The organism is Amorphus orientalis, assembly GCF_030814015.1.
Taxonomy (GTDB): domain Bacteria; phylum Pseudomonadota; class Alphaproteobacteria; order Rhizobiales; family Amorphaceae; genus Amorphus; species Amorphus orientalis.
Genome location: NZ_JAUSUL010000001.1, coordinates 902,314 through 926,257, shown reverse-complemented (window position 1 = coordinate 926,257; position 23,944 = coordinate 902,314). Strand labels below are relative to the sequence as shown.

General features: G+C 67.2%; 25 protein-coding genes. 15 read left to right on the top strand and 10 right to left on the bottom strand.

The window, feature by feature from the left end:
- The first annotated feature begins 54 nt into the window (after positions 1 to 54).
- The 6 genes from J2S73_RS04155 to J2S73_RS04130 all read left to right on the top strand — a co-directional run bounded on the left by J2S73_RS04155 (position 55) and on the right by J2S73_RS04130 (position 5,242).
- The gene (locus J2S73_RS04155) at positions 55 to 537 is read left to right on the top strand and encodes a copper chaperone PCu(A)C (RefSeq protein WP_306884159.1); all 483 of its coding nucleotides are present in this window, start codon (positions 55 to 57) and stop codon (positions 535 to 537) included.
- 185 nt (positions 538 to 722) lie between these two features.
- Positions 723 to 1,322, top strand: coding sequence for a MarR family winged helix-turn-helix transcriptional regulator (locus J2S73_RS04150; protein WP_306884158.1), 600 nt, complete (start codon positions 723 to 725; stop codon positions 1,320 to 1,322).
- On the top strand, positions 1,319 to 1,873 hold the full coding sequence (locus J2S73_RS04145; protein ID WP_306884157.1) for a flavin reductase family protein: 555 nt from the start codon (positions 1,319 to 1,321) through the stop codon (positions 1,871 to 1,873). Before J2S73_RS04150 ends, J2S73_RS04145 begins: the two co-directional genes overlap by 4 nt.
- 37 nt (positions 1,874 to 1,910) lie before the next feature.
- Positions 1,911 to 3,386 carry a 4-hydroxyphenylacetate 3-hydroxylase family protein gene (locus J2S73_RS04140; RefSeq protein WP_306884156.1) on the top strand — a complete coding sequence of 492 codons (1,476 nt, stop codon included), beginning with the start codon at positions 1,911 to 1,913 and terminating at the stop codon, positions 3,384 to 3,386.
- A 112-nt stretch (positions 3,387 to 3,498) separates the two neighbouring features.
- Positions 3,499 to 3,879: a cupin domain-containing protein gene (locus J2S73_RS04135; RefSeq protein WP_306884155.1), complete on the top strand. Its 381-nt coding sequence runs from the start codon at positions 3,499 to 3,501 to the stop codon at positions 3,877 to 3,879.
- 13 nt (positions 3,880 to 3,892) lie between these two features.
- Complete coding sequence (locus J2S73_RS04130; RefSeq protein WP_306884154.1) at positions 3,893 to 5,242, top strand: amidase; 1,350 nt, start codon at positions 3,893 to 3,895, stop codon at positions 5,240 to 5,242.
- 87 nt (positions 5,243 to 5,329) lie between these two features.
- Here the strand turns inward: J2S73_RS04130 and J2S73_RS04125 are convergent, their stop codons facing one another.
- The 5 genes from J2S73_RS04125 to J2S73_RS04105 all read right to left on the bottom strand — a co-directional run bounded on the left by J2S73_RS04125 (position 5,330) and on the right by J2S73_RS04105 (position 9,955).
- Entirely contained in the window at positions 5,330 to 6,007 is a 678-nt protein-coding gene (locus J2S73_RS04125; protein WP_306884152.1) for an ABC transporter ATP-binding protein, read from the bottom strand.
- Positions 6,007 to 6,753, bottom strand: a complete 747-nt coding sequence (locus J2S73_RS04120) for an ABC transporter ATP-binding protein (protein WP_306884151.1) — start codon at positions 6,751 to 6,753, stop codon at positions 6,007 to 6,009. The genes J2S73_RS04125 and J2S73_RS04120 overlap by 1 nt, the downstream gene beginning before the upstream one ends.
- Positions 6,750 to 7,679, bottom strand: coding sequence for a branched-chain amino acid ABC transporter permease (locus tag J2S73_RS04115; protein WP_306884150.1), 930 nt, complete (start codon positions 7,677 to 7,679; stop codon positions 6,750 to 6,752). Before J2S73_RS04115 ends, J2S73_RS04120 begins: the two co-directional genes overlap by 4 nt.
- A 5-nt stretch (positions 7,680 to 7,684) precedes the next feature.
- On the bottom strand, positions 7,685 to 8,581 hold the full coding sequence (locus J2S73_RS04110; protein WP_306884149.1) for a branched-chain amino acid ABC transporter permease: 897 nt from the start codon (positions 8,579 to 8,581) through the stop codon (positions 7,685 to 7,687).
- A gap of 90 nt (positions 8,582 to 8,671) precedes the next feature.
- A complete protein-coding gene (locus J2S73_RS04105; RefSeq protein WP_306884148.1) occupies positions 8,672 to 9,955 on the bottom strand; it encodes an ABC transporter substrate-binding protein in 1,284 nt (427 codons plus the stop codon).
- Between the two features lie 273 nt (positions 9,956 to 10,228).
- Here J2S73_RS04105 and J2S73_RS04100 point away from each other — a divergent pair, with 273 nt between their 5' ends.
- The 3 genes from J2S73_RS04100 to J2S73_RS04090 are packed head-to-tail and all read left to right on the top strand — an operon-like array spanning position 10,229 to position 12,083.
- On the top strand, positions 10,229 to 10,912 hold the full coding sequence (locus tag J2S73_RS04100) for a DUF2848 domain-containing protein (protein WP_306884147.1): 684 nt from the start codon (positions 10,229 to 10,231) through the stop codon (positions 10,910 to 10,912).
- Between the two features lie 34 nt (positions 10,913 to 10,946).
- Positions 10,947 to 11,648: a GntR family transcriptional regulator gene (locus tag J2S73_RS04095; protein WP_306884146.1), complete on the top strand. Its 702-nt coding sequence runs from the start codon at positions 10,947 to 10,949 to the stop codon at positions 11,646 to 11,648.
- A gap of 27 nt (positions 11,649 to 11,675) precedes the next feature.
- A complete protein-coding gene (locus J2S73_RS04090) occupies positions 11,676 to 12,083 on the top strand; it encodes a VOC family protein (protein WP_306884145.1) in 408 nt (135 codons plus the stop codon).
- A gap of 12 nt (positions 12,084 to 12,095) precedes the next feature.
- Here J2S73_RS04090 and panC read toward each other — a convergent pair whose 3' ends face one another.
- The 3 genes from panC to J2S73_RS04075 form a co-directional block, all read right to left on the bottom strand.
- Entirely contained in the window at positions 12,096 to 12,956 is an 861-nt protein-coding gene (panC, locus tag J2S73_RS04085; protein ID WP_306884144.1) for a pantoate--beta-alanine ligase, read from the bottom strand.
- Entirely contained in the window at positions 12,953 to 13,801 is an 849-nt protein-coding gene (panB, locus tag J2S73_RS04080) for a 3-methyl-2-oxobutanoate hydroxymethyltransferase (RefSeq protein WP_306884143.1), read from the bottom strand. Before panB ends, panC begins: the two co-directional genes overlap by 4 nt.
- Positions 13,802 to 13,927: 126 nt before the next feature.
- Complete coding sequence (locus tag J2S73_RS04075) at positions 13,928 to 15,724, bottom strand: acyl-CoA dehydrogenase family protein (protein ID WP_306884142.1); 1,797 nt, start codon at positions 15,722 to 15,724, stop codon at positions 13,928 to 13,930.
- Between the two features lie 132 nt (positions 15,725 to 15,856).
- Here J2S73_RS04075 and J2S73_RS04070 point away from each other — a divergent pair, with 132 nt between their 5' ends.
- The 3 genes from J2S73_RS04070 to J2S73_RS04060 are packed head-to-tail and all read left to right on the top strand — an operon-like array spanning position 15,857 to position 18,181.
- Positions 15,857 to 16,888: an L-threonylcarbamoyladenylate synthase gene (locus J2S73_RS04070; protein ID WP_306884141.1), complete on the top strand. Its 1,032-nt coding sequence runs from the start codon at positions 15,857 to 15,859 to the stop codon at positions 16,886 to 16,888.
- 56 nt (positions 16,889 to 16,944) lie between these two features.
- Positions 16,945 to 17,871, top strand: coding sequence for a histone deacetylase family protein (locus tag J2S73_RS04065; RefSeq protein WP_306884140.1), 927 nt, complete (start codon positions 16,945 to 16,947; stop codon positions 17,869 to 17,871).
- A 49-nt stretch (positions 17,872 to 17,920) separates the two neighbouring features.
- Complete coding sequence (locus tag J2S73_RS04060; RefSeq protein ID WP_306884139.1) at positions 17,921 to 18,181, top strand: exodeoxyribonuclease VII small subunit; 261 nt, start codon at positions 17,921 to 17,923, stop codon at positions 18,179 to 18,181.
- 43 nt (positions 18,182 to 18,224) lie between these two features.
- On the opposite strand, the gene dxs is transcribed toward J2S73_RS04060, so the two are convergent.
- Both dxs and J2S73_RS04050 read right to left on the bottom strand, forming a co-directional pair.
- Positions 18,225 to 20,162, bottom strand: coding sequence for a 1-deoxy-D-xylulose-5-phosphate synthase (dxs, locus tag J2S73_RS04055; RefSeq protein ID WP_306884138.1), 1,938 nt, complete (start codon positions 20,160 to 20,162; stop codon positions 18,225 to 18,227).
- Between the two features lie 137 nt (positions 20,163 to 20,299).
- On the bottom strand, positions 20,300 to 21,214 hold the full coding sequence (locus tag J2S73_RS04050; protein ID WP_306884137.1) for a pirin family protein: 915 nt from the start codon (positions 21,212 to 21,214) through the stop codon (positions 20,300 to 20,302).
- Between the two features lie 188 nt (positions 21,215 to 21,402).
- Here J2S73_RS04050 and J2S73_RS04045 point away from each other — a divergent pair, with 188 nt between their 5' ends.
- The 3 genes from J2S73_RS04045 to J2S73_RS04035 all read left to right on the top strand — a co-directional run bounded on the left by J2S73_RS04045 (position 21,403) and on the right by J2S73_RS04035 (position 23,941).
- Positions 21,403 to 22,836, top strand: a complete 1,434-nt coding sequence (locus J2S73_RS04045) for an MFS transporter (protein ID WP_306884136.1) — start codon at positions 21,403 to 21,405, stop codon at positions 22,834 to 22,836.
- Between the two features lie 168 nt (positions 22,837 to 23,004).
- Positions 23,005 to 23,601, top strand: a complete 597-nt coding sequence (locus J2S73_RS04040; RefSeq protein WP_306884135.1) for an SCO family protein — start codon at positions 23,005 to 23,007, stop codon at positions 23,599 to 23,601.
- Positions 23,602 to 23,806: 205 nt separating this feature from the next.
- Positions 23,807 to 23,941: a hypothetical protein gene (locus tag J2S73_RS04035; protein ID WP_306884134.1), complete on the top strand. Its 135-nt coding sequence runs from the start codon at positions 23,807 to 23,809 to the stop codon at positions 23,939 to 23,941.
- Positions 23,942 to 23,944: the final 3 nt, after the last annotated feature.

Here is a 23,944-nt window from a genome sequence, read left to right as displayed (position 1 = left end):
TCAACGGCCTGAACGGCCGGACTGTCTTTTTTCTTTGAACCTCAGGAGAACTTCATGCGGACCCTCCCGCTCGCCCTTGCGGCTGCTCTTTCGCTCGCCTCCGCCCTCCCCGCGCTTGCCCACGACTACAAAATCGGCGCGCTGGAGATCGGCCATCCCTGGACCCGGGCGACGCCGCCCGGCGCCAAGACCGGAGCCGGCTTTCTGACCATCACCAACACCGGCGACACGCCGGACCGCCTGGTCGCGGCCGATTCCGACATCGCCCAGGACGTCCAGATCCACACCATGACGATGGACCGCGGCGTCATGAAAATGCGGCAACTGCCAGACGGGATCGAGATCCCGGCCGGCGCCACCGTCACCCTGAAGCCCGGAGGTGAACACCTGATGTTCCTCGGCCTGTCGGAGCCGATCGCCCAGGGCGAACCGGTCACCGCCGATCTCGCCTTCGACAAGGCCGGCGAGGTCCAGGTGGAGTTTGCCGTCGAGGCCCCGGGTGCTCCGGGTCCGGACGCGGGCCACGGCAGCCACTAGACGAGCCGCGCAGCAAACTCCCGCGCATAGGGACGTCACGACCCGGCCGACAGAGCAAACGACCCTCGGCGCCAGCCGGCGACGGGGGTTTTTATGCGTGCACCATGAAAACACAGCCTTGCAAACCTGAGTTGCGTCCGGCGCGCCGCATTGACACAATAAAATTAGCTAAGTAAATTAGCTAAATGGCAATACGAACGAGCACTCAGGCCAAAGCAGATCCCGACACGGGAGAGCTGGCGACCGCGCCGACCCGTCCGTTGACGGTCACCGACGCGAACCTCCTGCGCGAGGGGAGCGACGTCGATTTTCGCCGCTTCGTGCACGGCTTGCTGGCCTTTACGGCGCGGCTCGAAGCGACCCGCAACGGCTTCGGCGCTCTCGTCGGTCTGAGCGGGCCGCAATACACGATCCTGATCTCGATCGCGCAGCTCGAAGCGACGGGCGACGTGAACGTTTCCACGGTCGCCGAGCACCTCCATTACAGCGGCGCCTTCGTCACCCTGGAGGTCGGTCGGCTCGTGAAGAAGGGCCTGGTTTCCAAACAGCCGAGCCCCCACGACGGCCGGCGTGTCCGCCTTCTGGTCACCGCCGAAGGGCATGAGCTGCTCGCCGGCCTCGCCCCGACACAGTCACGGGTGAACGACACGCTGTTTTCGGCCCTGGAGGCGAGCGACCTCGACCGCATCCTGAAGCTGCTGCCCGCCCTGATCGAAGGCGGCGACGCGGCGACCGCGCTGATCAGCTACGAACTGACCGCACGCGGCGGAGACGCCAGGCCATGACCGCGCAGACGACCGAAAGCCGGGACCTCGATCCGCGGGCCTTCCGCAACGCGCTGGGCGGCTTCGCGACCGGCGTGTGCGTGGTCACCGCCGAGGCCGACGACGGCGAACGCTACGGCATGACCGTCAACTCCTTCTCATCCGTCTCGCTCGATCCGCCGCTCGTCCTGTTCTCCGTGGCGACCGCCGCGCGGGGCATCGAGGGCTGGCGCGCCGCGGAGCACTACGCGGTCAACGTGCTCGCCTGGAACCAGCAGGACATCTCCAACCGTTTCGCGCGCCCGCTGACCGATAAATGGAGCGGCCTCCAGATCGACACCGGCGTCACCGGCGCCCCGCTCATTCCCGACGCGCTGGCGCGCTTCGAATGCCGCGCAGAGCACCAGTATGCCGGCGGCGACCACATCATCTTCGTCGGCCGGGTCGTCGCCTTCGACACCCCGCGTCCCGGCGCCGAACCCCTCGTCTTCCATGGCGGCCGCTACCGCGAGCTGACCCACGAACACGACATAACCGTCCCCGCCGACGCGCTCTGGCTGCACGGCTGGTAGGCGACCTTTTCATCTTCCGGACGACTGGAGACACGACATGATCAAGACCGGCGAACATCATCTTGAGAGCCTGCGTGACGGACGCAGCGTCTATATCGACGGCCATCTCGTGAAGGAGCCGGTCGACGACCCGGCCTTCCGCAACGCGGTCCGCTCCTACGCCAGCCTCTACGACTTCCAGGCGCAGAACCCGGACCTGATGACGTTCGAGACGGAGACCGGCGCCCGTGTCAACCGCCAGTGGGAGCTGCCGACGAGCTACGAACAGCTGGTCCAGCGGCGCGCGGCCCTTGAAGCCTGGTCGGAGCAGCATTTCGGCTTTCTCGGCCGTTCGCCGGACCATGTCGCCTCCTGCATCTCCGGCATGTACATGGGGCTGCCTGTGTTCGAGGCCTACGACCCGAACCGGGCCAAGGCCGTCGCCGACTACTACCGCTATGCCCGCGACAACGACCTGTTCCTGACCTACGTCATCATCAATCCGCAGGCCGACCGCTCGAAGGCGGCGCACGAGCAGACCGACCCGTTCCTGACCACCGGCGTGGTCGACGAGGATTCCGAAGGCATCACCGTGCGCGGCGCGAAGATGCTGGCGACCTCGGGCATCATGGCCAACGAGGTCTTCGTCACCTGCATCCAGCCGCTGCGCGAGGGCGACGAGCTCTATGCGCTCTCCTTCGCGATCCCGATGAACGCCAAGGGCCTCCGCATCCTGTCGCGCAAGTCCTACGAGGCGTCCGCGCACTCGCGCTTCGACAATCCGCTGTCGAGCCGCTTCGACGAGAACGACGCCGTCCTCTATTTCGAGGACGTGAAGGTGCCGTGGGACCGGGTCTTCGTGCACAAGGACGTGCAGATGGTCGCCAAGCAGTTCCACGCGACCCCGGCGCACGTCTACCAGAATTACCAGTGCCAGATCCGGCTGATGGTGAAGATGCGTTTCCTTGCGGGCCTCGCCCGCGGCATCACCGAGACCAACGGCACCGGCGCCTTCCCCCAGGTGCGCGAAATGCTCGGCCAGATCGCTGCGGAAGCCCAGATGGTCGACGCGCTGGTCAACTCCATGGAAGTGAAGGGCCGGCAGGAAGGTCAGTATTTCGTTCCCGACCGTCACACGCTCTACACCGCCCAGGTCCTCACCCAGCAGCTCTACGGCAAGGTCATCACCACGCTCCGCGACCTCGCCGGCGGCGGCGTGATCATGCTGCCGTCCTCGATCGAGGACTTCGCCGATCCCTATATCGCCTCGATCGTGGAGAAGACCCAGCAGTCGCCGGTGCGTTCGTCGCGCGAGCGGGTGAAGTTCTTCAAGCTGGTCTGGGATGCGATCGGATCGGAGTTCGGCTCGCGCCACACCCAGTACGAGATGTTCTATGCCGGCGCGACCTTTGTCACCAAGGGCCACTCGTTCCGCACCTACGACTGGCAGGGCGCCGACGCGCTGGTGAACCGCTGCCTGTCGGAGTACTCCCTCGACGAGGAGCTCCAGCGCACGAAGGAAGCTGCGGAATAAGGCCGGCACCGGTCCGCACTCCGCCAACTCGAACACCTCAGCGGCTCCAGTTTCAGCGATCGTCCAGATCGGAACCGGAGCTGCTCCCAGACACGAAAGAGAGGTCGACCAAATGGCGATCGACAAGCCGCATCTGGAATTCCAGACCGTTGACATGACCACGGGCTTCGCGCCGCCGCCCGGCTATCCGGCCGGCATCCAGCAGAAGATCCTCGCCGGCCATCTCGACGAGGAGAAGAAGCAGGGCAACCGCACCCGGCTCTTGCGCTTCGACCCCGGCGTCTACACGACCAAGCCGTTCGTTCACGACTATTACGAGGAAGTCTATCTGGTCTCCGGCGACCTCACGGTCGGCAACGACGAGAACGGAGAGGGCGGCGAGGCCTTCCCGCCGAACACCTATGCCTGCCGCCCGCCGGGCGCCTATCACGGCCCTTTCAAATCGGAGAAGGGCTGCCTGCTGCTCGAGATCCACTACTATCCCGAAAGCTGAGGACGGGCCCGCGATGGCTGGGACTGCCACCGTCCTGACGACCGCCGAGGCGCTGCAGAGCGGCGCCTCGACCGCCCGCGCCGAAGCCGACCGGTGCCTTGCCGCAGCCGCGGACCCGGCGGGACAAGGCGCGAAGGTGTTCACCCTCGTCGACCCTGGGCGCACCCGCGCCGAGGCCGATGCGAGTGATCTCCTTCGCTCACGCGGCGTCGTGCCTTCTCCGCTCGCCGGCATTCCGGTGTCGCTGAAGGACCTGTTCGACGTCGCCGGCCAGGTCACACGCGCCGGCTCCACGGTCCTCGACCCAGGTCCGGCCGCGGCGGATGCGCCGGTGGTTGCCCGGCTGCGGGCGGCGGGCGCGGTGTTCGTCGGCCGCACCAACATGACCGAGTTCGCCTATTCCGGCGTCGGCATGAACCCCCACTACGGCACCCCGGCCGCCCCCTGGGACCGCACCACCGGCCGTGTGCCCGGCGGATCCACCTCCGGCGGCGCAGTCTCCGTGGCAGACGGCATGGCCGTGGCCGCGCTCGGAACCGATACGGGTGGCTCCTGCCGCATTCCCGCGGCCTGCTGCGGCATCGTCGGCTTCAAGCCGACCCAGCGGCGGGTGCCGCTCGACGGCTGCACACCTCTTTCCTTTTCGCTGGATTCGATCGGCCCGATGGCCCGCACGGTGTCGTGCGTGGCGCTCCTCGACGCTGTCCTTGCCGGAGAACCGGCGGCGGTTCCCGCACCGGTGAGCCTTCGCGGTCTGCGCATCGCCGTGCCGACGAACTACGTTCTTGACCGCATGGACGAGACGGTGGGCGCGACATTCGAGCGTGCGTTGACGCGGCTATCCAGCGCCGGTGCACAGGTCGACGAGATCCGGGTCGATCTGCTGGACCGGCTCCCGGAACTCACCCTCAACGGCGGGATCACCGCGGCGGAAGCCTATGCGTGGCATCGCGACCTGATAGAGGCGGAGGGCAACCGGTACGATCCCAACGTCCGGACGCGGATCCTGATGGGCAAGAGCCTCACCGCCGAGGCCTATCTGACTGCAATCCGCACGCGGAAAGAGCTGATCGCCGAGGCCGAAAAAGCCCTGGCCGGGGTCGACGTGCTCGCAATGCCGACGATCCCCATCGTGCCGCCGACCATCGCCGAGATGGCGGACACCGACACCTTCGCCGATCTTAACCGGCTGATGCTGCGCAATCCGAGCGTTGCCAACATGCTCGATCGCTGCGCGATCAGTCTTCCGGTCGGAGAGCCCGGCGGTGCACCGGTCGGCCTGAGCCTCGTCGGACCCGCGATGGGTGACCGACGGCTCCTGTCGATCGCGCTGGCAGCCGAAGCGACCCTGGCCACCAAATGAAAGACGGCCGGCGGATCACCGCCGGCCTTCTACATCAATTAGAGCGAGTGAAGCTGTGAGCGCAACAAAGGGGCGCGAGCGATAAGATCAGTGCCCGGCCTCCGCGAGCGTCGTCTCGGAAATCTCGCCACGCTCGATCTTCAGCGCCCGGTCGGTGACTTCGCCCAGAAGCTGCGGGCTCGATTCCGTCACCAGGACGGCAAGGTCCGGGCGCTGGTCGCGGACCTTTTTCAGAGTGCGCGCATAGCTCTGCGCGAGCACCGGGGCGAGCCCCTGGAACGGCTCGTCGAGCAGGAGAACGTCGGTCGCCACCATCAGCGCGCGGCCGAGCGCGACCATCTTGCCCTGGCCGCCTGAGAGCGTACCGCCGGACCGGTTCTGAAGCTCCTCCAGCTCCGGCATGAGATCGTAGACGGCCCTCAGCCGCTCGGTCTTCAGCGTCTCGGGAAAGCGCAGCGCCACCGTCGGCAAAAGCAGGTTTTCGCGGACGCTGAAGCTCGGGATCATACGGCGGTCTTCCGGCGCATAGCCAAGGCCGAGGGCCGGCCGCTCGTAGGTCGCAACACCGTCCAGATCCCGGTCGTTCACCAGGATCCGGCCCGCCGCCAGCGGCAGCAGCCCCATGATGGCGCGCAGGGTCGTCGTCTTGCCGGCCCCGTTGCGGCCGATCAGCACGGTGGTTTCGCCATTGGGCAGAGTAAACGAGATGTCCCTGAGCACCGTGTTGCCGGCGACGGCGACGCGAATGTTCTCCACGCTCAGCATCAGACCACTCCCACCACGTCGCGTAACACCATCGGGTCGTTGAACACGGTTTCCGGCGGACCGCTCGCCGCCACCCGTCCCTGGTTCCAGACCGCGACCCGGTCGGCGTAGCGGCGCACCAAGTCCATGTCGTGCTCGACGAACACGGCGGTGACCTTCTGCTCCCGCAGAACAGCCGTAAGGCGGTCCATCAACGGAAACTTCTCATCGCCGCTCACCCCCGCCGTCGGCTCGTCGAGCAGCAGCAGCCGCGGCTTGAGCGCCAGGGCGAGCGCGATGTCGGTGAGCTTGCGCTGGCCCTCCGGAAGGGTCGCAGCATTCGCCTCGGCGACGTCGGCCAGCCCGACCATGTCGAGCAGCCGCATCGCTTCCGCACGAAAGTCCGGGCGGTTCAGCGGCCGCCAGCCGTCCCAGAAGCCCTGATGGGCTGCAACGGCAAGCATCAGGTTTTCTACCACCGTATGCTCACCGAAGAGCTGCGGAATCTGGAAGGCCCGGGCGATGCCGAGCTTCGTGATCTCGCGCGGCTTCTTGCGGGTGATGTCACGGCCATCCAGGCGGATCGTGCCGGACTTCGGCTTCACGTAGCCGGTGCACAGATTGATCAGCGTGGTCTTGCCGGAGCCGTTCGGACCGATGATGGCGAGGAACTCGCCGCTCATCACGTCGAGTTCGGCCTCGTTGGCTGCCTGCACGCCGCCGAACGCGACATTGACCTTTTCGACGGAAAGGAGCGGTGCGGTCATTTCGCGGACCTCCGGACGGCGCGGTCGAGCAGCCCGTAAAGGCCGACCGGCAGGAAGAAGATCACCACCAGCAGGCCCGCGCCGACGATCAGGTTCCAGGTGTCGGCCACGTAGATGACGGCGAAGGAGCGCACGATCTCCAGGAAGAAGGAGCCGACGAAGGGTCCCACCACGCCGCCGATGCCGCCGAGAACGGCAACCAGAACCAGCTGGCCGGAGGTGGTCCAGTAGGCGAGATCCGGCACGACGTGCCCGACGAGGAGCGCGTGCACCCCGCCGCCCAGTCCCGCGAGCGCGGCCGACAGCGTATAGGCCGACAGAAGCACCCGCGGCACGGCGATGCCCAGATATTCCAGCCGGATCTCGTTGGTCTCCACCGCCGGGAGCGCCTCGCCCATCGGGCTCTTCAGGTAGCGGTGCACCGCGAGGCCGACAACGATGACCAGGGCAAGACCGCCATAGAGCAGGATCGGCTCCAGGGTATCGCGGTCGATCACGGCGCCGAACACCGTCGGAGTGTCGACGCGCAGGCCGTCGGTGCCGCCGGTCAGGTGGTACATCTTCGACAGCAGCGTGTAGAAGACCATGGAGACGGCCAGGTTCAGCATCGCGAAGAAGATGCCGCGATAGCGCACCAGAAAGAGCCCGATCAGCGCGCCGGCGAGGGCGCTGACCAGCGTGGCGGCGATCAGCTGGAGCACCAGATCGCTGACGGCGTTTTCCGACATCGCCGCGACGGCATAGGCGCCAAGCGCGTAGAAGGCGGCATGGCCGATCGAGATCAGGCCGGCGCGCAGCAGGATCGCGACGCCGAGGGCGGCGAGCCCCTTTGCCAGCACCAGCGTGAACACGAAGCCGAGCCAGGGCGCGGCGAGGGGGACGAGGGCGAAGGCCGCCACCAGGGCGGCATGAAGCGCGAACCGCATCGGAATCAGATCCTCCGGGCCTGGGCGGCGCCGAACAGGCCGTAGGGGCGGACCAGCAGGACGGCGAGCATGACGAGATAGGGCATCACCGGCTCGAAGGCGGGGGCGTAGTAGATGGCCAGCACCCGGGTGATGCCGACGATGACGGCGGCGATCGCCGCACCCTCGATCTGGCCGAGGCCGCCGATGGCGGCGACTGCGAAGCCGAGCACGATCGCATCGGCGCCGAGGCCGGGCGCGACGCCCGAGGTCGGGGTGGCGAGCGCGCCGCCGAGGGCGGCCAGGAACACGCCGATGGTGAAGGCGGCGGAATAGACGCGGCTGGCGTTGATGCCGAGGGTCTGGGAGATCTCCGGATCGGCCACCACGGCGACGATCAGCTTGCCGAGACGGGTGTGGCTCAGCATGACGCGCAGCGCGACGATGAGCAGGACGGCGAGCGCGATCAGCAGGAGCTGATAGTTGAGATAGATGATGCCGCCGATCTCGGAGGTGCCGAGCACCTGCATGGCGGAGTCCTCGTAGTAGGACTGCACGCCGAAGACCAGCTTCTGCAGGTCCTCGAAGATCAGGAACAGCGCGAACGTCACCAGGATCTGCACCGCTTCCGGCTTGCCGTAGGTCCAGCGGATGAAGGTGCGCTCGATGAACGGTCCGAGGGCGGCTGCCGTCAGCGCGGCGGAGAGCAGCAGGATCGGGAAGGAGAGCCAGGGATTGAGCCCGGCGCTGGCCGCGAGGCCTCCGATCGAGACCGCCACGTAGGCGCCGATCGAATAAAAGCTGCCGTGGGCGACATTCAGGACGCGCAGAACGCTGAAGACCAGCGTCAGCCCGACGGCGATGAAGAAGATGACGGCCGATGCGGCGAGACCGTCGACCAGCATCGGAATGATCACGTCCATGGAGCGTTCCGGTCGTTGGATGGTGCCGGGAGGACCGGGCGGCGCGGAGGGAGCGCCGCCCGGCCAGTGCCGATCGCGAGAACGGTCGGCTTACTTGTAGGAGCCGGGAGCCGGCAGCGACGACACGAAGTCCGGCGAAAGGGTGCCGATCCAGGCCATCGGATCCTCGCCGACCGGCGGGGTGATCTTCTCGGCCGGATAGCGGGCCATTTCCCCAATGATCGGGAAATCGTAGTCGTCCGTCGGTTCAGTCACGCCGACAACCTGGTCGACCAGACCGTCGTGATCTTCGCGGATCGTCACCGAACCGGTGAGGTTGTCGACCTGCAGACCTTCCAGCGCGTCGCGCAGATCGTCGCGGGTCGGCCAGCCGTCGCTCGCCTCGATGGCCTTCTCATAGGCCGCCTTCACCGCGAGAATGGTGTTGGCCATCTTCATCGCCGGGAAGACCGGATATTCGCCGAACTTCTCCTTGTAGGCGGCAACGAAGGCTTTCGTCTCCTCGTTGGCCTGGGCGTCCGGGGACATCCACCAGCCGTCGCCGAGCACGCCGACGATGACGCCGTCCGGCAGGTCGGTGCGCTGCAGGACCGATTCGCCGAGCGCCAGGATCACCTTGGAGTTGCGGAACAGGCCGCGCGCGCTGGCCTGGCGGATGAAGTTCTCCAGGTCACCGCCCCAGAGGTTGGAGAAGATCACGTCCGGACGCGCTGCCGCGATGCGGGAGATTTCCGTGTTGAAGCTCGCCGTTCCGAGCTTCGGGAAGAGCTCGGCAACGACCTCGACGTCCGGATTGAAGGCCTTCATCGCGCCGGTGAAGATCTGCGCGGCATCGTGACCGAACGCGTAGTCCGGGTTGATGATGGCGATCCGCGTGGCCTCTGGATCGGTCGCGCTGAGATAGGCGGCGTAGGCCACGAATTCCGGGATCGTGGAGGAATTCGGGCGGAAGACGTAGTCGTGGGTTTCGTTCAGGAACAGCTGATGGGTGTCGCAGTTCCAGGTGACCATCGGCATCTGGAGCTGGTCGGCCACCGGGGCGAGCGCCATGCAGTTGCCGCTGGAGAGCGCGGCGACCATCACGTCCATCTCCGGGTCTTCGGCCAGCCGGCGGAACTCCGAGACGACGCCTTCGCCGCCCTGGGCCTCGTCCACATAGGTCGGCTTGATCGGCACGCCACCGATGCCGCCGTCGGCGTTGATCTGCTCGATCATCAGCTCGGCGGCATTGCGCCCGGGCATGCCATAGGCGGCTGCCGGACCCGACGTGAAGGTGAACACGCCCATTCCGATGTCCGCCGGCTTGTCCTGCGCCAGGGCCGGCACGGAACCGGCCACAAGGGCCGCGGCCAGCGTTGCTGCAAATCTGCGCATTTTCCGTTCTCCCTCTTGTTCGCCGCGAGCCTCTGACCCGGGGCCGGATTTCCGGTCGACGAGACGGAGGAATTCATTGCCTCCCCTCTCGCGCCGAAGCCGAAACCCATCTAAAAAGAACTTGTGATATTTCACAAGAGCATTATTCCATCTAAATGATGGATTTGAAGGCAGGCGCGTTTTGAGGGCACCCCGACGAAACCGCCCGCGAACGACTGCCACCGGATGACAGCCGCGGGCGCGCCCACGGCGAACAAGAGGGAAAGCCGCGATATGACTGAGCTCAGCCTCCGCATCGACAGCCTGTCCGGCAGCCGGGAGGAGACGGTCGCGATCTCCGATCTGGTGATTGCCGGCTGGACCGGGCGCAACAAGGAGGCCATGGAGCACCATATCGCGGAGCTGGAGGCGCTGGGCGTGAAGCGGCCGCCGCAGACGCCGATGTTCTACCGGGTCTCGACCAGCCGGCTGACCACGGACGGCGCGATCGAGGTCCTTGGCGGCGATTCGAGCGGCGAAGCGGAGTTCGTGCTGATTGCGGCGGGCGACGCGCTCTATGTCGGCGTCGGGTCCGATCACACCGACCGCAAGGCGGAAGCGGTGGGCGTCAGCCTCTCCAAGCAGATGTGCGACAAGCCGGTCGGCGTCTCCGTCTGGCCCTATACAGAGGTGAAGGACCACTGGGACGAGCTGATGGTGCGCAGTCATGCCGTGATCGACGGCGCGCGGGTGCTCTACCAGGAAGGTCCGATCGCGGGGATGCTCTCGCCCGATGCGCTGCTGGAGCGCTACGACGGTGGACGGCTTGCGCCCGGAACCGCGATGTTCGGCGGAACGTTGCCGGCAATCGGCGGTGTGCGGCCGGCGGAGAGATTCGAGTGCGAGATCTGGGATCCGGTCCTGAACCGGGGCATCTCGTGCGCCTACGATATCAAGGCGTTGCCTGACCTCGGCTGAGCGTGTAGCTCGCATGCGTCCGGGAGGGAGCGGAATGCAGGATATGGGTGTCGAGAATGCCGTCGAGCGCGGCGGCACGGGTCCCGCGCACAAGGGCCACGAGCGGCGCAAGTCGCTGCGCGACATCGCGTACGAGACGCTCAAGCAGCAGATCATTACCTGCGAGCTGCATCCGGGCGAGGTGCTGAGCGAGGCCGCTGTCAGCGCCGCGCTGAACATCGGCCGCACGCCGGTCCACCAGGCGCTCGACCGGCTGATGATCGACGGCCTCGTCGAGGTCCTTCCGCGCAAGGGCGTGATCGTGCGGCCGCTGAGCCTGCACGAGGCGGTGGAGATCATCGACGTCCGGCTGCTCAACGAGACCTATTGCGTGCGGCTCGCCGCCCAGCACGCAGACCGCTCCGACATCGCCGCCCTGCGGCGCAATCTCGACCGCATGCACGATGCGGCCGAACGGCGCGAGACGGCGGAGCTGATGCAGCTCGACCGGGAGTTCCATGCGACCATCTCGGCCGCCGGCCGCAATTCCATCCTCGCCGACTTCCTGTCGAACCTGCACGATCGCGCCCAGCGCTTCTGGTTCGTGTCCCTGCGTGCCGCCGACCACGACCGCCGCGTCTGCGAGCAGCACGCAAGCATCATCGAGGGCATCGCAGCCCACGACGCCGACGCGGCCGTGGAGGCCATGCGCTTCCACATCGAGCAGTTCCGCACGAACGTCGCCCGGCAGATCTGAGCGGCACCGCACCGACCGGAGAGGGTCATGGCCATCACCGGACTGAACCATCTGACCCTCGCCGTGACCGACCTGGACCGCGCGCTCGCGTTCTACCGCGATCTGCTCGGGCTGACCCTGCGCGCCCGTTGGGCCGACGGCGCCTATCTGGAAGCGGGCGATCTCTGGCTGTGCCTGACGCGCGACGCGGACGCATCAAAAGCGGTGCGATCCGACACCACCCATGCGGCCTTCGGCGTTTCAGAGGCGGATTTCGCGGCGCTGGCGGAAAAGATCGCGGCCCATGCGCCGCTCTGGAAGGACAACCGCAGCGAAGGCGCCTCGCTCTATTTCCTGGATCCCGACGGCCACAAGCTGGAACTCCACGTGGGTTCGCTGGAAAGCCGGCTCGCCCACTACCGGGACCACCCGGAAAAGGGCGTCACGCTCAGCTGATGGCCCTCGCGTTCATCGTGTCGACGCCGGGGCGACCTTGACGTTGTCGATCAACCGGACCCCGCCGAGCCAGGCGGCCACCAGCAGGCGGGCCGGACGGTCGGGCCGGTCCAGCGGCGCCAGGTCGTCCTCGGCCCGAAGCTCCAGATACTCCACATCGGAATAGCCGGCCTCTCGGACCCTCTCGGCCGCGTGAGCCAGCACGTCCGCGGGCTCCTCCCCCGCCGACAGCCGCGTCGCGGCGTCGGACAACGCCGTATAAAGCGCCGGCGCGATTGTCCGGTCCCCCGGCGACAGGCGCACGTTGCGCGACGACAGCGCCAGACCGTCATCTTCCCGCACGATCGGGACACCGACGATCTCGACCGGAATGTCCAGGTCCCGCGCCATGCGCCGCACCACGTGGAGCTGCTGGAAATCCTTCTCGCCGAAGAAGCCAAGGTCGGCCCCGGTCTGGAGCAGGAGCTTGGCCACGACGGTCGCTACGCCGTCGAAATGGCCGGGCCGGTGGGCGCCGCACAGCCCTTCCGACACGCCGGTCACAGAGACCGTGGTGGCGAATCCCGGCGGATAGATTTCCCCGCCATCCGGCGCATACAGGACCGCGTCGCCGACGGCCTCGAGCTTGCGGGCATCGGTTTCCTCGGTGCGGGGATAGGCCGCCAGATCCTCAGGGCTGTTGAACTGCTTCGGATTGACGAACAGCGTGACGATGACGCGGTCGGCGGCCGCCTGCGCCGCCTCCACCAGGCTGAGATGCCCGGCATGGAGCGCGCCCATGGTCGGGACGACCGCAACCGTTTCCCCTGCCCTGCGCCAACCCGCCACCGTCACCCTGAGATCGGCGACGGTGCGCAGGATCGTCACGCTCATGCCGCCGAACCGCTGCCTGCCAGCCGGGGACCGTTGTCCGGGAAGATGTGTTCGGCCGAGGGGAAGCGGCCGCCGCGCACGTCCGCCGCATAGGCTTCCATCGCCGCATCCGCGTCGGCCCCCTGTTCGGCATAGCGCTTCACGAACTTCGGCTGGAAGTCGGTGAACATGCCGAGGACGTCATCGACCACAAGCACCTGCCCGTCGCAGGCGGCCGAGGCGCCGATGCCGATCGTCGGGATCGACAGACGCTCGGTGATCGTACGGGCCAGCGGTTCGGCCACCTTCTCCACGACGACCGAGAAGGCGCCGGCCTCGGCGATCGCTTCCGCGTCGGCCAGAACGCGCAGCGCCTGATCGCCGCGTCCCTGGACCCGGTAGCCACCGAACAGGTTCACCGCCTGCGGCGTCAGCCCGATGTGGGCCATCACGGGAATGCCACGGTCGGTGAGAAAACGGATCGTCTCCGCCATGCTGGTGCCGCCCTCCAGCTTCACCGCCGCGCAGCCGGTTTCGGCCATCACGCGGGCGGCCGAGCGGAAGGCCTGCTGCGGGCTCTCCTCGTAGGAGCCGAACGGAAGGTCGACCACCATCAGCGCGCGCTCCATGCCGCGGCGGACGGCCTGCCCGTGCATGATCATCATCTCGAGGGTGACATCGAGGGTCGATTTCAGCCCGTGCATGACCATGCCCACGCTGTCGCCCACGAGGACGATGTCGCAGTGGCGGTCGGCCAGCTTGGCCACCGGCGTCGTGTAGGCGGTCAGCGAGACCAGCTTCTCGCCGGACTTGCGGGCGACGATATCCGGAACGGTGATCGCCTTCGTCTTTGCAGTGGCACTCACTCTGCCCTCCATCGGTCGACGTGGTGCGCTTTCTTCATTGAGGCGGAGATAGAACGCGGCCGACGGCGCAACGCAAGCCCCATGTTGCATCGCACGCGCTAAGCCTTGACGAAAAACGAGCCGAATTCAGCTCGCGAGAAGCTCCACCGGCGCGGCCGAGATGGCCGCACTTCCACCCATGATCTCCCGCGCCAGGCTCTCCGTCCTGCTCAGATGGGTCTCCGCGAAGACCTGCGCAACGAGCGCCCTGCGTCGGGCCGTCATGGAATCGCGATCCGCGTCCTCCCCGGCCGAAGCCACCGCTCCGACCGCCAGCCCGCAGGCGCCGCCGGTCAGACCGGCGAGGGTCAGGAACGGCGTCGCGCCGGCAAGGGCTTCCGCCTCGCGCCCGCCGCTGCGAGCCTCCGCGAGCCAGGCGGAGCAGTCTTCCAGATGGCCGATCGCCTGCAGCAGCCGGTCGCCGATGCCGGTGAACTCCGGCCGGTTGGCACCGCGCACACGGTCCGCGTCGCGCCTGAGGTCGGCGATCCAGGAGGCCATCGCCGCCCCGTCGCCCATGGGCAGCTTGCGCATCACCAGGTCGATGGCCTGGATGCCGTTGGTCCCTTCGTAGATCGGGAAGATCCGCGCATCCCGCAGATACTGGGCCGCGCCGGTTTCCTCGACATAGCCCATGCCGCCATGCACCTGGATACCGAGCGATGCCACCTCGACGCCGACATCGGTCGAGAACGCCTTGGCGATCGGCGTCAGCAGATCGGCACGCGCCTTCCAGAAGCGGGCATCCTCGCCGCTCATCCGTTCGGCGCGGTCGATGGCCACGGCGCAGGCATAGGCGATCGACCGCGCCGCGCCGGTGAGCGCGCGCATCGACAGGAGCATGCGCTTGACGTCCGGGTGGTAGACGATCGGGCTCATACCTTCGCCGGCATAGTCCGGCGACCGGCCCTGGGTCCGCTCGGCGGCGTAGTCGGCCGCCGCCTGCAGCGCGCGCTCGGCCACGCCGACGCCCTGCAGACCGACGTTGAGACGGGCGTTGTTCATCATCGTGAACATGCAGGCAAGGCCGCGATTCTCTTCACCGATGAGATACCCGACCGCCCCCTCGCCGTCGTCGCCGTAGCCCATCGTGCAGGTCGGCGAGGCGTGCAGGCCCAGCTTGTGCTCGATGCCCCGGCAGGTCACGTCGTTGCGGGCGCCAAGAGAACCGTCCTCGTTGACCAGGAATTTCGGCACCAGGAACAGCGAAATGCCCCGGGTGCCGGCGGGCGCGTCGGGCAGCCGGGCCAGCACCAGATGGACGATATTGTCGGTGAGGTCGTGTTCGCCGTAGGTGATGTAGATCTTCTGACCGAAAATCCTGTAGGTGCCGTCCTCGGCGCGTTCCGCCCTCGTCCTCAGCGCCGCCAGATCCGAGCCGGCCTGCGGCTCGGTCAGGTTCATCGTGCCGGTCCATTTCCCGGTGACGAGGTTCTCCAGATAGAGCTGTTTCAGGCCATCGCTCGCGTGGGCGTCGATCGCCTCGATGGCACCTGAACTGAGAATGGGCGCGATGGCGAAGGACGGACAGGCCTCGTTCCACAGATCGACGGTCGCCGCCTGAAGCGCCTGGGGCAGGTCCTGTCCGCCGAACGCCGTCGGCCCGGAAAGTGTCGACCAGCCGCCGTCCAGCCACTGGCGATAGGCATCCGCCCATCCCCGCGGCGTCTCCACGCGCCCGTCGGAAAACCGGCTGCCTGCGCGGTCGCCCTCGGCGTTGAGCGGTGCCAGCGCCTCGGTCGCGAAACGTCCGGCTTCCTCCAGGATCGCGTCCACGAGATCCTCGGACAGGTCGGGAAACAGCCCTTCGGAAAGAACCCCGTCGAGCCCGGCCACCGTCTTGAGCGTAAAGGCGATCTCGTCTACGGGCGCACGATAGGCCATAAGATCAATCCTCCCGCGCCGTCTTGGGGCCGGAGGGCGGTTGGGGTCCGCGTCCGGCGCGCTCCGACGGGGGCGCGTCCCGCCGGACCTTGTCTGTCACGCAACACACTAGAAGGGCGCCGCGACCCGTCAATGGCCTTCGACAAAGATCCCCGATCCGAAGCTCTGGTGGCGCGACTGACGCAGCCCGAGGACGATCCGCAGGCCATCGCCGCCGCCGCGGACGCGCTGCGCAGAGGTGCACTCGTCGCGGTGCCGACCGAAACCGTCTACGGGCTCGCCTGCGATGCCGCCAGCGCCGAAGCGGTCGCGCGGCTCTACGCCGCCAAGGGCCGGCCGTCCATCAATCCGCTCATCGCCCATGTGGCCGACCTTGCCGCAGCCCACCGGGAGGGCGTCTTCGACCAGCGCGCCGAACGCCTGGCCGAGGCGTTCTGGCCCGGCCCCCTCACCCTCGTGCTTCCGCGCCAGCCGGATTGCCGCGTCTGCGAAGCGGCCAGCGCTGGCCTGTCGACGCTCGCGCTTCGTCTTCCGGCCGCACCGCTGATGCGCGCCCTGGCGGGCGAGCTCGGCCGTCCCATCGCCGCGCCGAGCGCAAATCTTTCCGGCCGGATCAGCGCCACCACTGCCGAAGCCGTGCTCGAGGATCTCGGCGGCGAGGTGGCCGTGGTTCTGGACAGCGGACCGAGCCCGGTCGGGGTGGAATCCACGATCGTCGATCTCTCCGGCCCCGAAGCGCGCCTCTTGCGCCCCGGCGGCCTCGCCCGCCGGGACATCGAAGCCGTGCTCGGAGCTCCCCTCGCCGCCCCACCCGTCGGCGCTGAGAGCGCTCCTGCCGCACCGGGGCTGCTGTCGTCCCACTACGCTCCCGAAGCCCGCGTGCGGCTTGCTGCGACCGAGGTCGGCGAGGGCGAGGCGCTGCTCGCGTTCGGTCCGGACCTGCCCGCCGGTGCCGAGCAGGCCGTCGCGGTGGTCAATCTGAGCCCGCGCGGAGACCTGAACGAAGCCGCCGCCGCCCTGTTTGCGGCCCTGCGGCGTCTCGACCGCTCCGGCGCGGCAACCATCGCCGTCGCCCCCATCCCCGGGGACGGGCTGGGCGAAGCGATCCGCGACCGGCTGAGGCGGGCGGCCGCTCCGCGTGGGAAACCGGACCGGCCCGATTGACAAGCCCCGACGACGCGTCGTCAGATCGCTTCCAATCACACAAATGGAAGTGCCCGGTGTCCACCCTCCTCCTGCATCATCCGAAATTCCTCGAGCACGAAACGCCCGAGGGGCATCCCGAACGCGCGGACCGACTGCGCGCCATCGACCGGATCCTGGAACACGAGCGGTTCCAGCAGCTCGAGCGCGACCTCGCCAAGCCGGCGGAGGAGGAGCAGATCGTGCGCTGCCACCCTGCCGACTACGTCGACCTTCTGCGCCGGAGCGTGCCGGAAACGGGCCTTGCCCGGATCGATGAGGATACGGCGATGTCGCCGGGCAGCTTCGAGGCCGCCCTTTTGGGCGCCGGCGCCGCCTGTACCGCCGTCGACGAGGTCATGAGCGGCAAGATCACCAACGCCTTCTGCGCGCTGCGCCCGCCAGGCCACCACGCCGAGAAGGCCTCGGCGATGGGCTTCTGCTTCTTCAACAACGCCGCGATCGCCGCCCGCCACGCCCAGGCCGTCTACGGCGCTGAGCGGGTCGCCATCATGGATTTCGACGTCCACCACGGCAACGGAACCCAGGACATCTTCTGGGACGATCCGACCGTGTTCTACGGCTCGACCCACCAGATGCCGCTCTATCCCGGCTCGGGCGCCCTGCGCGAAACCGGTGCCGGCAACATCTTCAATGCGCCGCTCTCAGCGGGGGCCGACGGCAAGGCCTTCCAGGAGGCGATGAACAGCCGCATCCTGCCGGCCATGAAGAACTTCAAGCCGGATCTGGTCATCATCTCCGCCGGCTTCGACGCCCATGCCCGGGACCCGCTCGCCGAGCTCAGGCTGGTGGAGGCGGATTTCGCCTGGGCCACTTACAAGCTGATGGAAATCGCGGATCAGTGCTGCAACAGCCGGGTGGTCTCGGTGCTGGAAGGCGGCTACGATCTGGAAGGGCTGGCGCGCTCCACTGCCGCCCACGTCATCGCCCTGATGGATTCCTGAGCGGGGTCCCCGGCGCCAATCCATACACCGAACGCAAAAGAGGCCGCGCGTGACCGACACGCCCCCACAGATTCCCGAGGATGTCGCCGCCATGAGCTTCGAGCAGGCTCTGGCCGAACTTGAGAAGATCGTCGGGCGGCTGGAACAGGGCGAAGTGCCGCTGGAGGAATCGATCGCGATCTACGAGCGCGGCGAGGCCCTGAAGAATCACTGCGAGACGCTCCTCAAGCGGGCCGAGCTGCGCGTGGAGAAGATCCAGGCCCGCGCCGACGGTACCGCGGCCTCAACGGAAGCGTTCGACCCGAGCTGAGAGCAAATCCCAGGAAAAGTGGGAACCGGTTTTCCGTGCGAAGCTAGGCGCGACGCGCGCTGGCGACGGTGACCTGATCGCGCCCCAGCGCCTCGAACACCGTGCGGACGATACCCTGGGCGTCGAGGCCGGCCGCAGCATACATCTGCTCCGGCTTGTCCTGATCGACGAACACGTCCGGCATCACCAGCGGACGCACCCGAAGCCCGTTTTCCAGAAGCCCGGCGCCGGCGAGATAGTGCAGCACCTGGCTGGAGAACCCGCCCACGGAGCCTTCCTCGACGGTGATCAGGATCTGATGCTCCCGCGCGAGCCGGCCGATCAGGTCCGTGTCGATCGGCTTGGCGAAGCGCGCGTCGGCAACCGTCGTGGAAACGCCCTGGGCCTCCAGTTCCTCCGCCGCCTTCAGCGCGGAGGACAGGCGCGTCCCCAGCGAGAGGATCGCGACGGTGGTGCCTTCGCGCAGGACGCGCCCCTTGCCGATCGCAAGCGGTACGCCCGCTTCCGGCATCTCGACCCCGACACCTTCGCCGCGGGGATAGCGGAAGGCGATCGGCCCGCTGTCGTGGGCCGCCGCCGTCGCCACCATGTGGCGCAGCTCCGCTTCGTCCGCCGCCGCCATCACGGTGAAGCCGGGCAAACAGGACAGATAGGCGACGTCGAAGGAGCCGGCATGGGTCGACCCGTCGGCGCCGACATATCCAGCGCGGTCGATCGCGAAGCGCACCGGCAGTTCCTGGATGGCTACGTCGTGGACGATCTGGTCGTAGGCGCGCTGCAGGAAGGTCGAATAGATGGCGGCGAACGGTTTCATGCCGGCGGCGGCCAGGCCTGCCGCGAACGTCACGCCGTGCTGCTCGGCGATCCCCACGTCGAAGGTGCGGCTCGGAAACACCTCCTCGAACAGGTCGATCCCGGTACCGGACGGCATGGCCGCGGTGATGGCAACGATGCGGTCGTCCTTGCGCGCTTCGTTGATGAGGCTCTGGCCGAACACCTTGGTGTAGCTCGGTGCGTTCGACACGGCCTTGGCCTGCTTGCCGGTGACCACGTCGAACTTGGACACGCCGTGATACTTGTCCGACGAGCCTTCCGCCGGCGCATAGCCCTTGCCCTTCTGGGTGATGGCGTGAACCAGGATCGGGCCGCGCTTGGCGTCGCGCACGTTCCTGAGCACCGGCAGAAGATGCTGCAGGTTGTGACCGTCGATCGGGCCGACATAATAGAAGCCCATTTCCTCGAACAGCGTGCCGCCCATGGCCAGTCCGCGGGCGAACTCCTCCGCGCGCGCCGCACCGCGTTCCACGAAGCGCGGCAGGTGGCTCACCAGCCCCTTCACCGCTTCGCGCATGGAGACATAGGCGTCGCCGGAGGTCAGCCGGGCGAGATAGGCGCTCATGGCGCCGACCGGCGGCGCGATCGACATGTCGTTGTCGTTGAGGATGACGATCAGACGCTCGTCCATCGCGCCGGCGTTGTTCATCGCCTCGTAGGCCATGCCCGCCGACATGGCGCCGTCGCCGATCACCGAGACCACGTTGTGCTTCTCGCCGGCGAGATCCCGCGCCACGGCAAAGCCGAGGCCGGCGGAAATGGAGGTCGAGGAGTGGGCCGCGCCGAACGGGTCGAACTCCGATTCGCTCCGCTTGGTGAAGCCGGACAGGCCGCCGCCCTGGCGCAGCGTGCGGATCCGGTCGCGGCGTCCGGTCAGGATCTTGTGCGGATAGCACTGATGGCCGACGTCCCAGATCACCTTGTCGCGCGGCGTGTCGAACACGTAGTGAAGCGCCACCGTGAGCTCGACGACACCCAGACCCGCGCCGAGATGTCCCCCGGTGACCGAGACGGCGTCGATGGTCTCCTGCCGCAGTTCGTCCGCCAGCTGCCGCAGATCGTGGTCGGCGAAGTGACGGAGATCGGACGGATCGCGCACCTGATCCAGGAGCGGGGTGCGGGAGGTCGGTTCGGTCGCGTCGGTCATACTGTCCCTTAATGCGAACGGGTTGCCCGAAAGCCGAGCGAGCAAGATCGTGCCATTGTGGCAAATCGGGGATCGTTCCGTCGACCGTCGGTTGACGGAGACGTCGACTGCCTCCTCGGATCGGTGGTCCGTGCGGTTCAGCGCTCGGGCAGCGGGATCAGTTCGTGCTCGCCCGGTACCGGAGCGAAGCGGCCCGCCTTCCAGTCCGCCTTGGCGTCTTCGATGCGTTCCTTAGACGAAGACACGAAATTCCACCAGATGTGACGCGGTCCGTCCATGCTCTCGCCGCCGACAATGACCAGACGGGTGGCCGTCCGGGCCAGGATCGTCGCGGCATGGCGCGGATGGAACACGATCAGGCGGCCGGGCTCGTAGCGCTCTCCCCCGATCTCGATGTCCCCGGACATCACGTAGATCGCCCGCTCTTCGGCGCCGGTATCCAGCGGCAGTTGCGCCCCTGCGTCGAGCGCCACATCGGCGTAGATCGTGTCGGAATAGGTCTTCACCGAAGCCGAGAGACCGTAGAGCGACCCGATCATCACCCTTACGCGCTTCCCGTCCGCATCCAGCGTCGGCAGGTCGTCGCCGGTGTGATGGAAAAACGCGGGATCGGTCTCCTCCGCGTCCTTCGGCAGCGCGACCCACAGCTGCAGGCCGAGCATGTGCGGACCCTTCAGCCGCTCTTCGCCCGGCGACCGCTCGGAGTGGGCGATCCCCTTGCCGGCGGTCATCCAGTTGACTTCGCCCGGGCGGATCGCCTGCACCGTGCCGAGGCTGTCGCGGTGCATGATCTCTCCGTCGAAGAGATAGGTGACCGTCGCCAGCCCGATATGGGGATGCGGGCGGACGTCGAGCCCCTCGCCGACCGGCATGTCAGCCGGCCCCATCTGGTCGAAGAAGATGAACGGGCCGACCATTTGCCGCTTTGCCGACGGCAGGGCGCGGCGCACCTCGAAGCTGCCGATGTCGCGCGCACGCGGCACGATCACCGTTTCGATCGGCGACCCGCCGTCCTCGGTGCATTCGGGATTGTCAGCGGGCTGCCAGCTCATGCGTTTTTCCACCTTCGACACCGGTCCGTCCTTACGACCGTCACCACCCTTATTTAGGTTTTCCGTCAACCCGGACCAGTTCGGCGCGGCTTGCATATTTCGTGCATTGCCTTGCCCCTTTGTCTGAGGGTAAGCGGTCTTTCGGGAGATCGAAACATTCGTCCTGCCCAGTCATTCAGGTGTGGCCAATGGTCCAAGCACTGACGCCCGTTGTCGCCGTCCTGATCGGTACCGGTTTCATGCTCGCCGGTTACGGCCTTCAGTCGACCCTGCTGCCCCTGCGCGGTGAGGTCGAAGGCTTCTCGGCCCTGTCCCTGGGCATGCTCGGATCGGCCTACTATATCGGTTTCGTCGCGGGCTGCCTGTTCGGCCCGTTCGTCATCCTGCGGTCCGGCCACATCCGGGCCTTCGCCGCCATGGTCGCGATCGGTTCGGCGGCCGCGCTGGCGTTTCCGCTACTGGTGGCCCCGACCAGCTGGAGCCTGTTCCGGCTCCTGTTCGGCTTCTGCATCGCCTGCCTCTACATCATCGTCGAGAGCTGGCTGAACGAGAAGGCCACCAACAAGACGCGCGGTCAGGTGATGTCCGCTTACGTGCTGGTGAGCTTCGGGACGATCATGCTCGGCCAGCTGGCCGTCACGCTCTACCCGATCCAGGACTTCGCCCAGTTCGCGCTCGCCTCGATCCTGCTGTCGCTGGCGGCTGTGCCGATCGCGCTGACCACCTCTGGCCAGCCGGCTCCGATCGCCGTCGTTCGCTTCCGGCCCTTTCAGCTCTACCGCAGCACGCCCGCGGCCTTCGTCGGCGCCACCGGAAGCGGCCTCATCCTGGGTGCGATCTGGGGCTTCGGTCCCGTCTTCGTCACCTCGCGCGGCTTCTCCCCGAACGAAGGCGCGATCTTCATGAGCCTCTGTTTCGTCGGCGGTGCGCTCGGCCAGTATCCGCTGGGCCGGCTGTCCGACTTCTACGACCGGCGCCTGGTCATGGTCGGAGCGATGGTGGCCTCAACGATCTTCGCGGTCATTCTCGGCCAGACCGCGTCGCCGAACTGGTACGTGCTCGGCGGGCTCGGCTTCGCATTCGGCGCGATGGCGTTTCCCGGCTATTCGCTGGCCGCCGCCCACGCTTTCGACCTCACCCAGCAGGAGGACATGGTCGAGACCTCGGCGACCATCCTGCTTCTGTACGGCGTCGGTTCCATCATCGGGCCGCTGATCGCCGCCGTTGTCATGCAGATAGCCGGAACCGGCGGCCTGTTCATCTACTGCGCCGCAATCCAACTCCTGCTCGCCGCCTTCATCGCCCTGCGCATCAGCCTCAGGGCGGCCTTGAAGACCGAAGAGAAATCCGACTTCGACATCTACTCCACCGCCACCGTCGGCGGCGCCATCACCCCGGAAGCCGTCGACGAAAGCCATCCCCAGATGGAGACGCCGGAACCCGCCGAGACCGTGGAGTCGGAGTTCGATCACCTCGTCGAGACGGCAGGATTTCCGGTTCCGGACGCGGAGACCGACTACGACGACATCCTCGTTCCGGCCACCGACGAAGACCCGATCGACGCCTTCGGCGACGAGGTCAACCAGTCGGGCCGTAGCGCACCGGACAAGGGACGACACTGACGCCCTCGCCGGTGGACGCCTCGGAGCTTCTCAAGTCAGGCTGCACCGCCGCCAGGGACCTGCGACCCACCGCCGCCCGCAGATCGGTTTTCAGCGCCCTGTCGAGCACCTAAATTCCGCTCACGCCGAAGCACTCGGCCAAACAAGCACAAAGGCAAATAACCGAGCATGAAGGCAGTTCGCTACATCGCCTGGGGTCTGGTCGTGATCGTCGCCGCAGCCGCGATCGTCGCCTCGCTCGGCTGGTACACCGGCCAGATCGGCGACAAGCCCGCGGGAGTCGCGTCCATCGGCGGCCCGTTCACCCTGGTCAACACGGACGGAGAGACGGTCACGCTGGCCGATTTCGACGACAAGCCGCGGGCGATGTTCTTCGGCTTCACCTTCTGCCCCGACGTCTGCCCGACCACCCTCTACGAGGCCGGCGGCTGGCTCAATGCCCTGGGCGACAAGGCGGACGATCTCACCATGATCTACGTCACCGTCGACCCGGAGCGCGACACGCCGGAGCAGATGAAGAACTACCTCTCCTCCTTCGACCCGCGCATCGTCGGACTGACCGGTTCCCAGGAGCAGGTGGACGAAGCGATCCGGAACTACCGAGTCTATGCCCGCAAGGTGGAGCTGGACGACGGCGGCTACACGATGGACCACACGGCATCGGTCATGCTGTTCGACGAGGACGGCACCTTCAAGGGCACCATCGACTACAAGGAATCGACGCAGAACGCGGTGGCCAAGCTGGAACGTCTGGTCGGCAGCTGAAGCCGTTACCGCTCGGATGGAACCGTCCGGGCGGGAAGCAGCGGCCGTTGCTTCACCAGCGTGACCATGACTCGATCGTTCTGACCGGTTTCGCCCGACGGGGGCCGGAGCCGGACCTTGTGCCTGCCCGCCCGGCGGACGTAAACTGCTGAAAAGCTCCGCCGCAGATCCGATGGGCGGGGCGCTCCGGGAGCGCGGACGACGAATGACCTGGCCGGCCCGCATCGGCATATCGGCGAGCCTTGTTGCGCTCTTCACCTTGGCGGCCGTGCTGTGGCTCAGCTACGGAGAGGGTGTGTTCGTCGAGCATATGCTCGCCTCGCTCGCCGGCTGCTTCTGACCA

What these genes read in the sequence shown, in the direction of transcription:
- J2S73_RS04155 (WP_306884159.1), top strand. Translation starts at nt 55, where the DNA reads ATGCGGACCCTCCCGCTCGCCCTTGCGGCTGCTCTTTCGCTCGCCTCC.
- J2S73_RS04150 (WP_306884158.1), top strand. Translation starts at nt 723, where the DNA reads ATGGCAATACGAACGAGCACTCAGGCCAAAGCAGATCCCGACACGGGA.
- J2S73_RS04145 (WP_306884157.1), top strand. Translation starts at nt 1,319, where the DNA reads ATGACCGCGCAGACGACCGAAAGCCGGGACCTCGATCCGCGGGCCTTC.
- J2S73_RS04140 (WP_306884156.1), top strand. Translation starts at nt 1,911, where the DNA reads ATGATCAAGACCGGCGAACATCATCTTGAGAGCCTGCGTGACGGACGC.
- J2S73_RS04135 (WP_306884155.1), top strand. Translation starts at nt 3,499, where the DNA reads ATGGCGATCGACAAGCCGCATCTGGAATTCCAGACCGTTGACATGACC.
- J2S73_RS04130 (WP_306884154.1), top strand. Translation starts at nt 3,893, where the DNA reads ATGGCTGGGACTGCCACCGTCCTGACGACCGCCGAGGCGCTGCAGAGC.
- J2S73_RS04125 (WP_306884152.1), bottom strand. Translation starts at nt 6,007, where the DNA reads ATGCTGAGCGTGGAGAACATTCGCGTCGCCGTCGCCGGCAACACGGTG.
- J2S73_RS04120 (WP_306884151.1), bottom strand. Translation starts at nt 6,753, where the DNA reads ATGACCGCACCGCTCCTTTCCGTCGAAAAGGTCAATGTCGCGTTCGGC.
- J2S73_RS04115 (WP_306884150.1), bottom strand. Translation starts at nt 7,679, where the DNA reads ATGCGGTTCGCGCTTCATGCCGCCCTGGTGGCGGCCTTCGCCCTCGTC.
- J2S73_RS04110 (WP_306884149.1), bottom strand. Translation starts at nt 8,581, where the DNA reads ATGGACGTGATCATTCCGATGCTGGTCGACGGTCTCGCCGCATCGGCC.
- J2S73_RS04105 (WP_306884148.1), bottom strand. Translation starts at nt 9,955, where the DNA reads ATGCGCAGATTTGCAGCAACGCTGGCCGCGGCCCTTGTGGCCGGTTCC.
- J2S73_RS04100 (WP_306884147.1), top strand. Translation starts at nt 10,229, where the DNA reads ATGACTGAGCTCAGCCTCCGCATCGACAGCCTGTCCGGCAGCCGGGAG.
- J2S73_RS04095 (WP_306884146.1), top strand. Translation starts at nt 10,947, where the DNA reads ATGCAGGATATGGGTGTCGAGAATGCCGTCGAGCGCGGCGGCACGGGT.
- J2S73_RS04090 (WP_306884145.1), top strand. Translation starts at nt 11,676, where the DNA reads ATGGCCATCACCGGACTGAACCATCTGACCCTCGCCGTGACCGACCTG.
- panC (WP_306884144.1), bottom strand. Translation starts at nt 12,956, where the DNA reads ATGAGCGTGACGATCCTGCGCACCGTCGCCGATCTCAGGGTGACGGTG.
- J2S73_RS04075 (WP_306884142.1), bottom strand. Translation starts at nt 15,724, where the DNA reads ATGGCCTATCGTGCGCCCGTAGACGAGATCGCCTTTACGCTCAAGACG.
- J2S73_RS04070 (WP_306884141.1), top strand. Translation starts at nt 15,857, where the DNA reads ATGGCCTTCGACAAAGATCCCCGATCCGAAGCTCTGGTGGCGCGACTG.
- dxs (WP_306884138.1), bottom strand. Translation starts at nt 20,162, where the DNA reads ATGACCGACGCGACCGAACCGACCTCCCGCACCCCGCTCCTGGATCAG.
- J2S73_RS04050 (WP_306884137.1), bottom strand. Translation starts at nt 21,214, where the DNA reads ATGAGCTGGCAGCCCGCTGACAATCCCGAATGCACCGAGGACGGCGGG.
- J2S73_RS04045 (WP_306884136.1), top strand. Translation starts at nt 21,403, where the DNA reads ATGGTCCAAGCACTGACGCCCGTTGTCGCCGTCCTGATCGGTACCGGT.
- J2S73_RS04040 (WP_306884135.1), top strand. Translation starts at nt 23,005, where the DNA reads ATGAAGGCAGTTCGCTACATCGCCTGGGGTCTGGTCGTGATCGTCGCC.
- J2S73_RS04035 (WP_306884134.1), top strand. Translation starts at nt 23,807, where the DNA reads ATGACCTGGCCGGCCCGCATCGGCATATCGGCGAGCCTTGTTGCGCTC.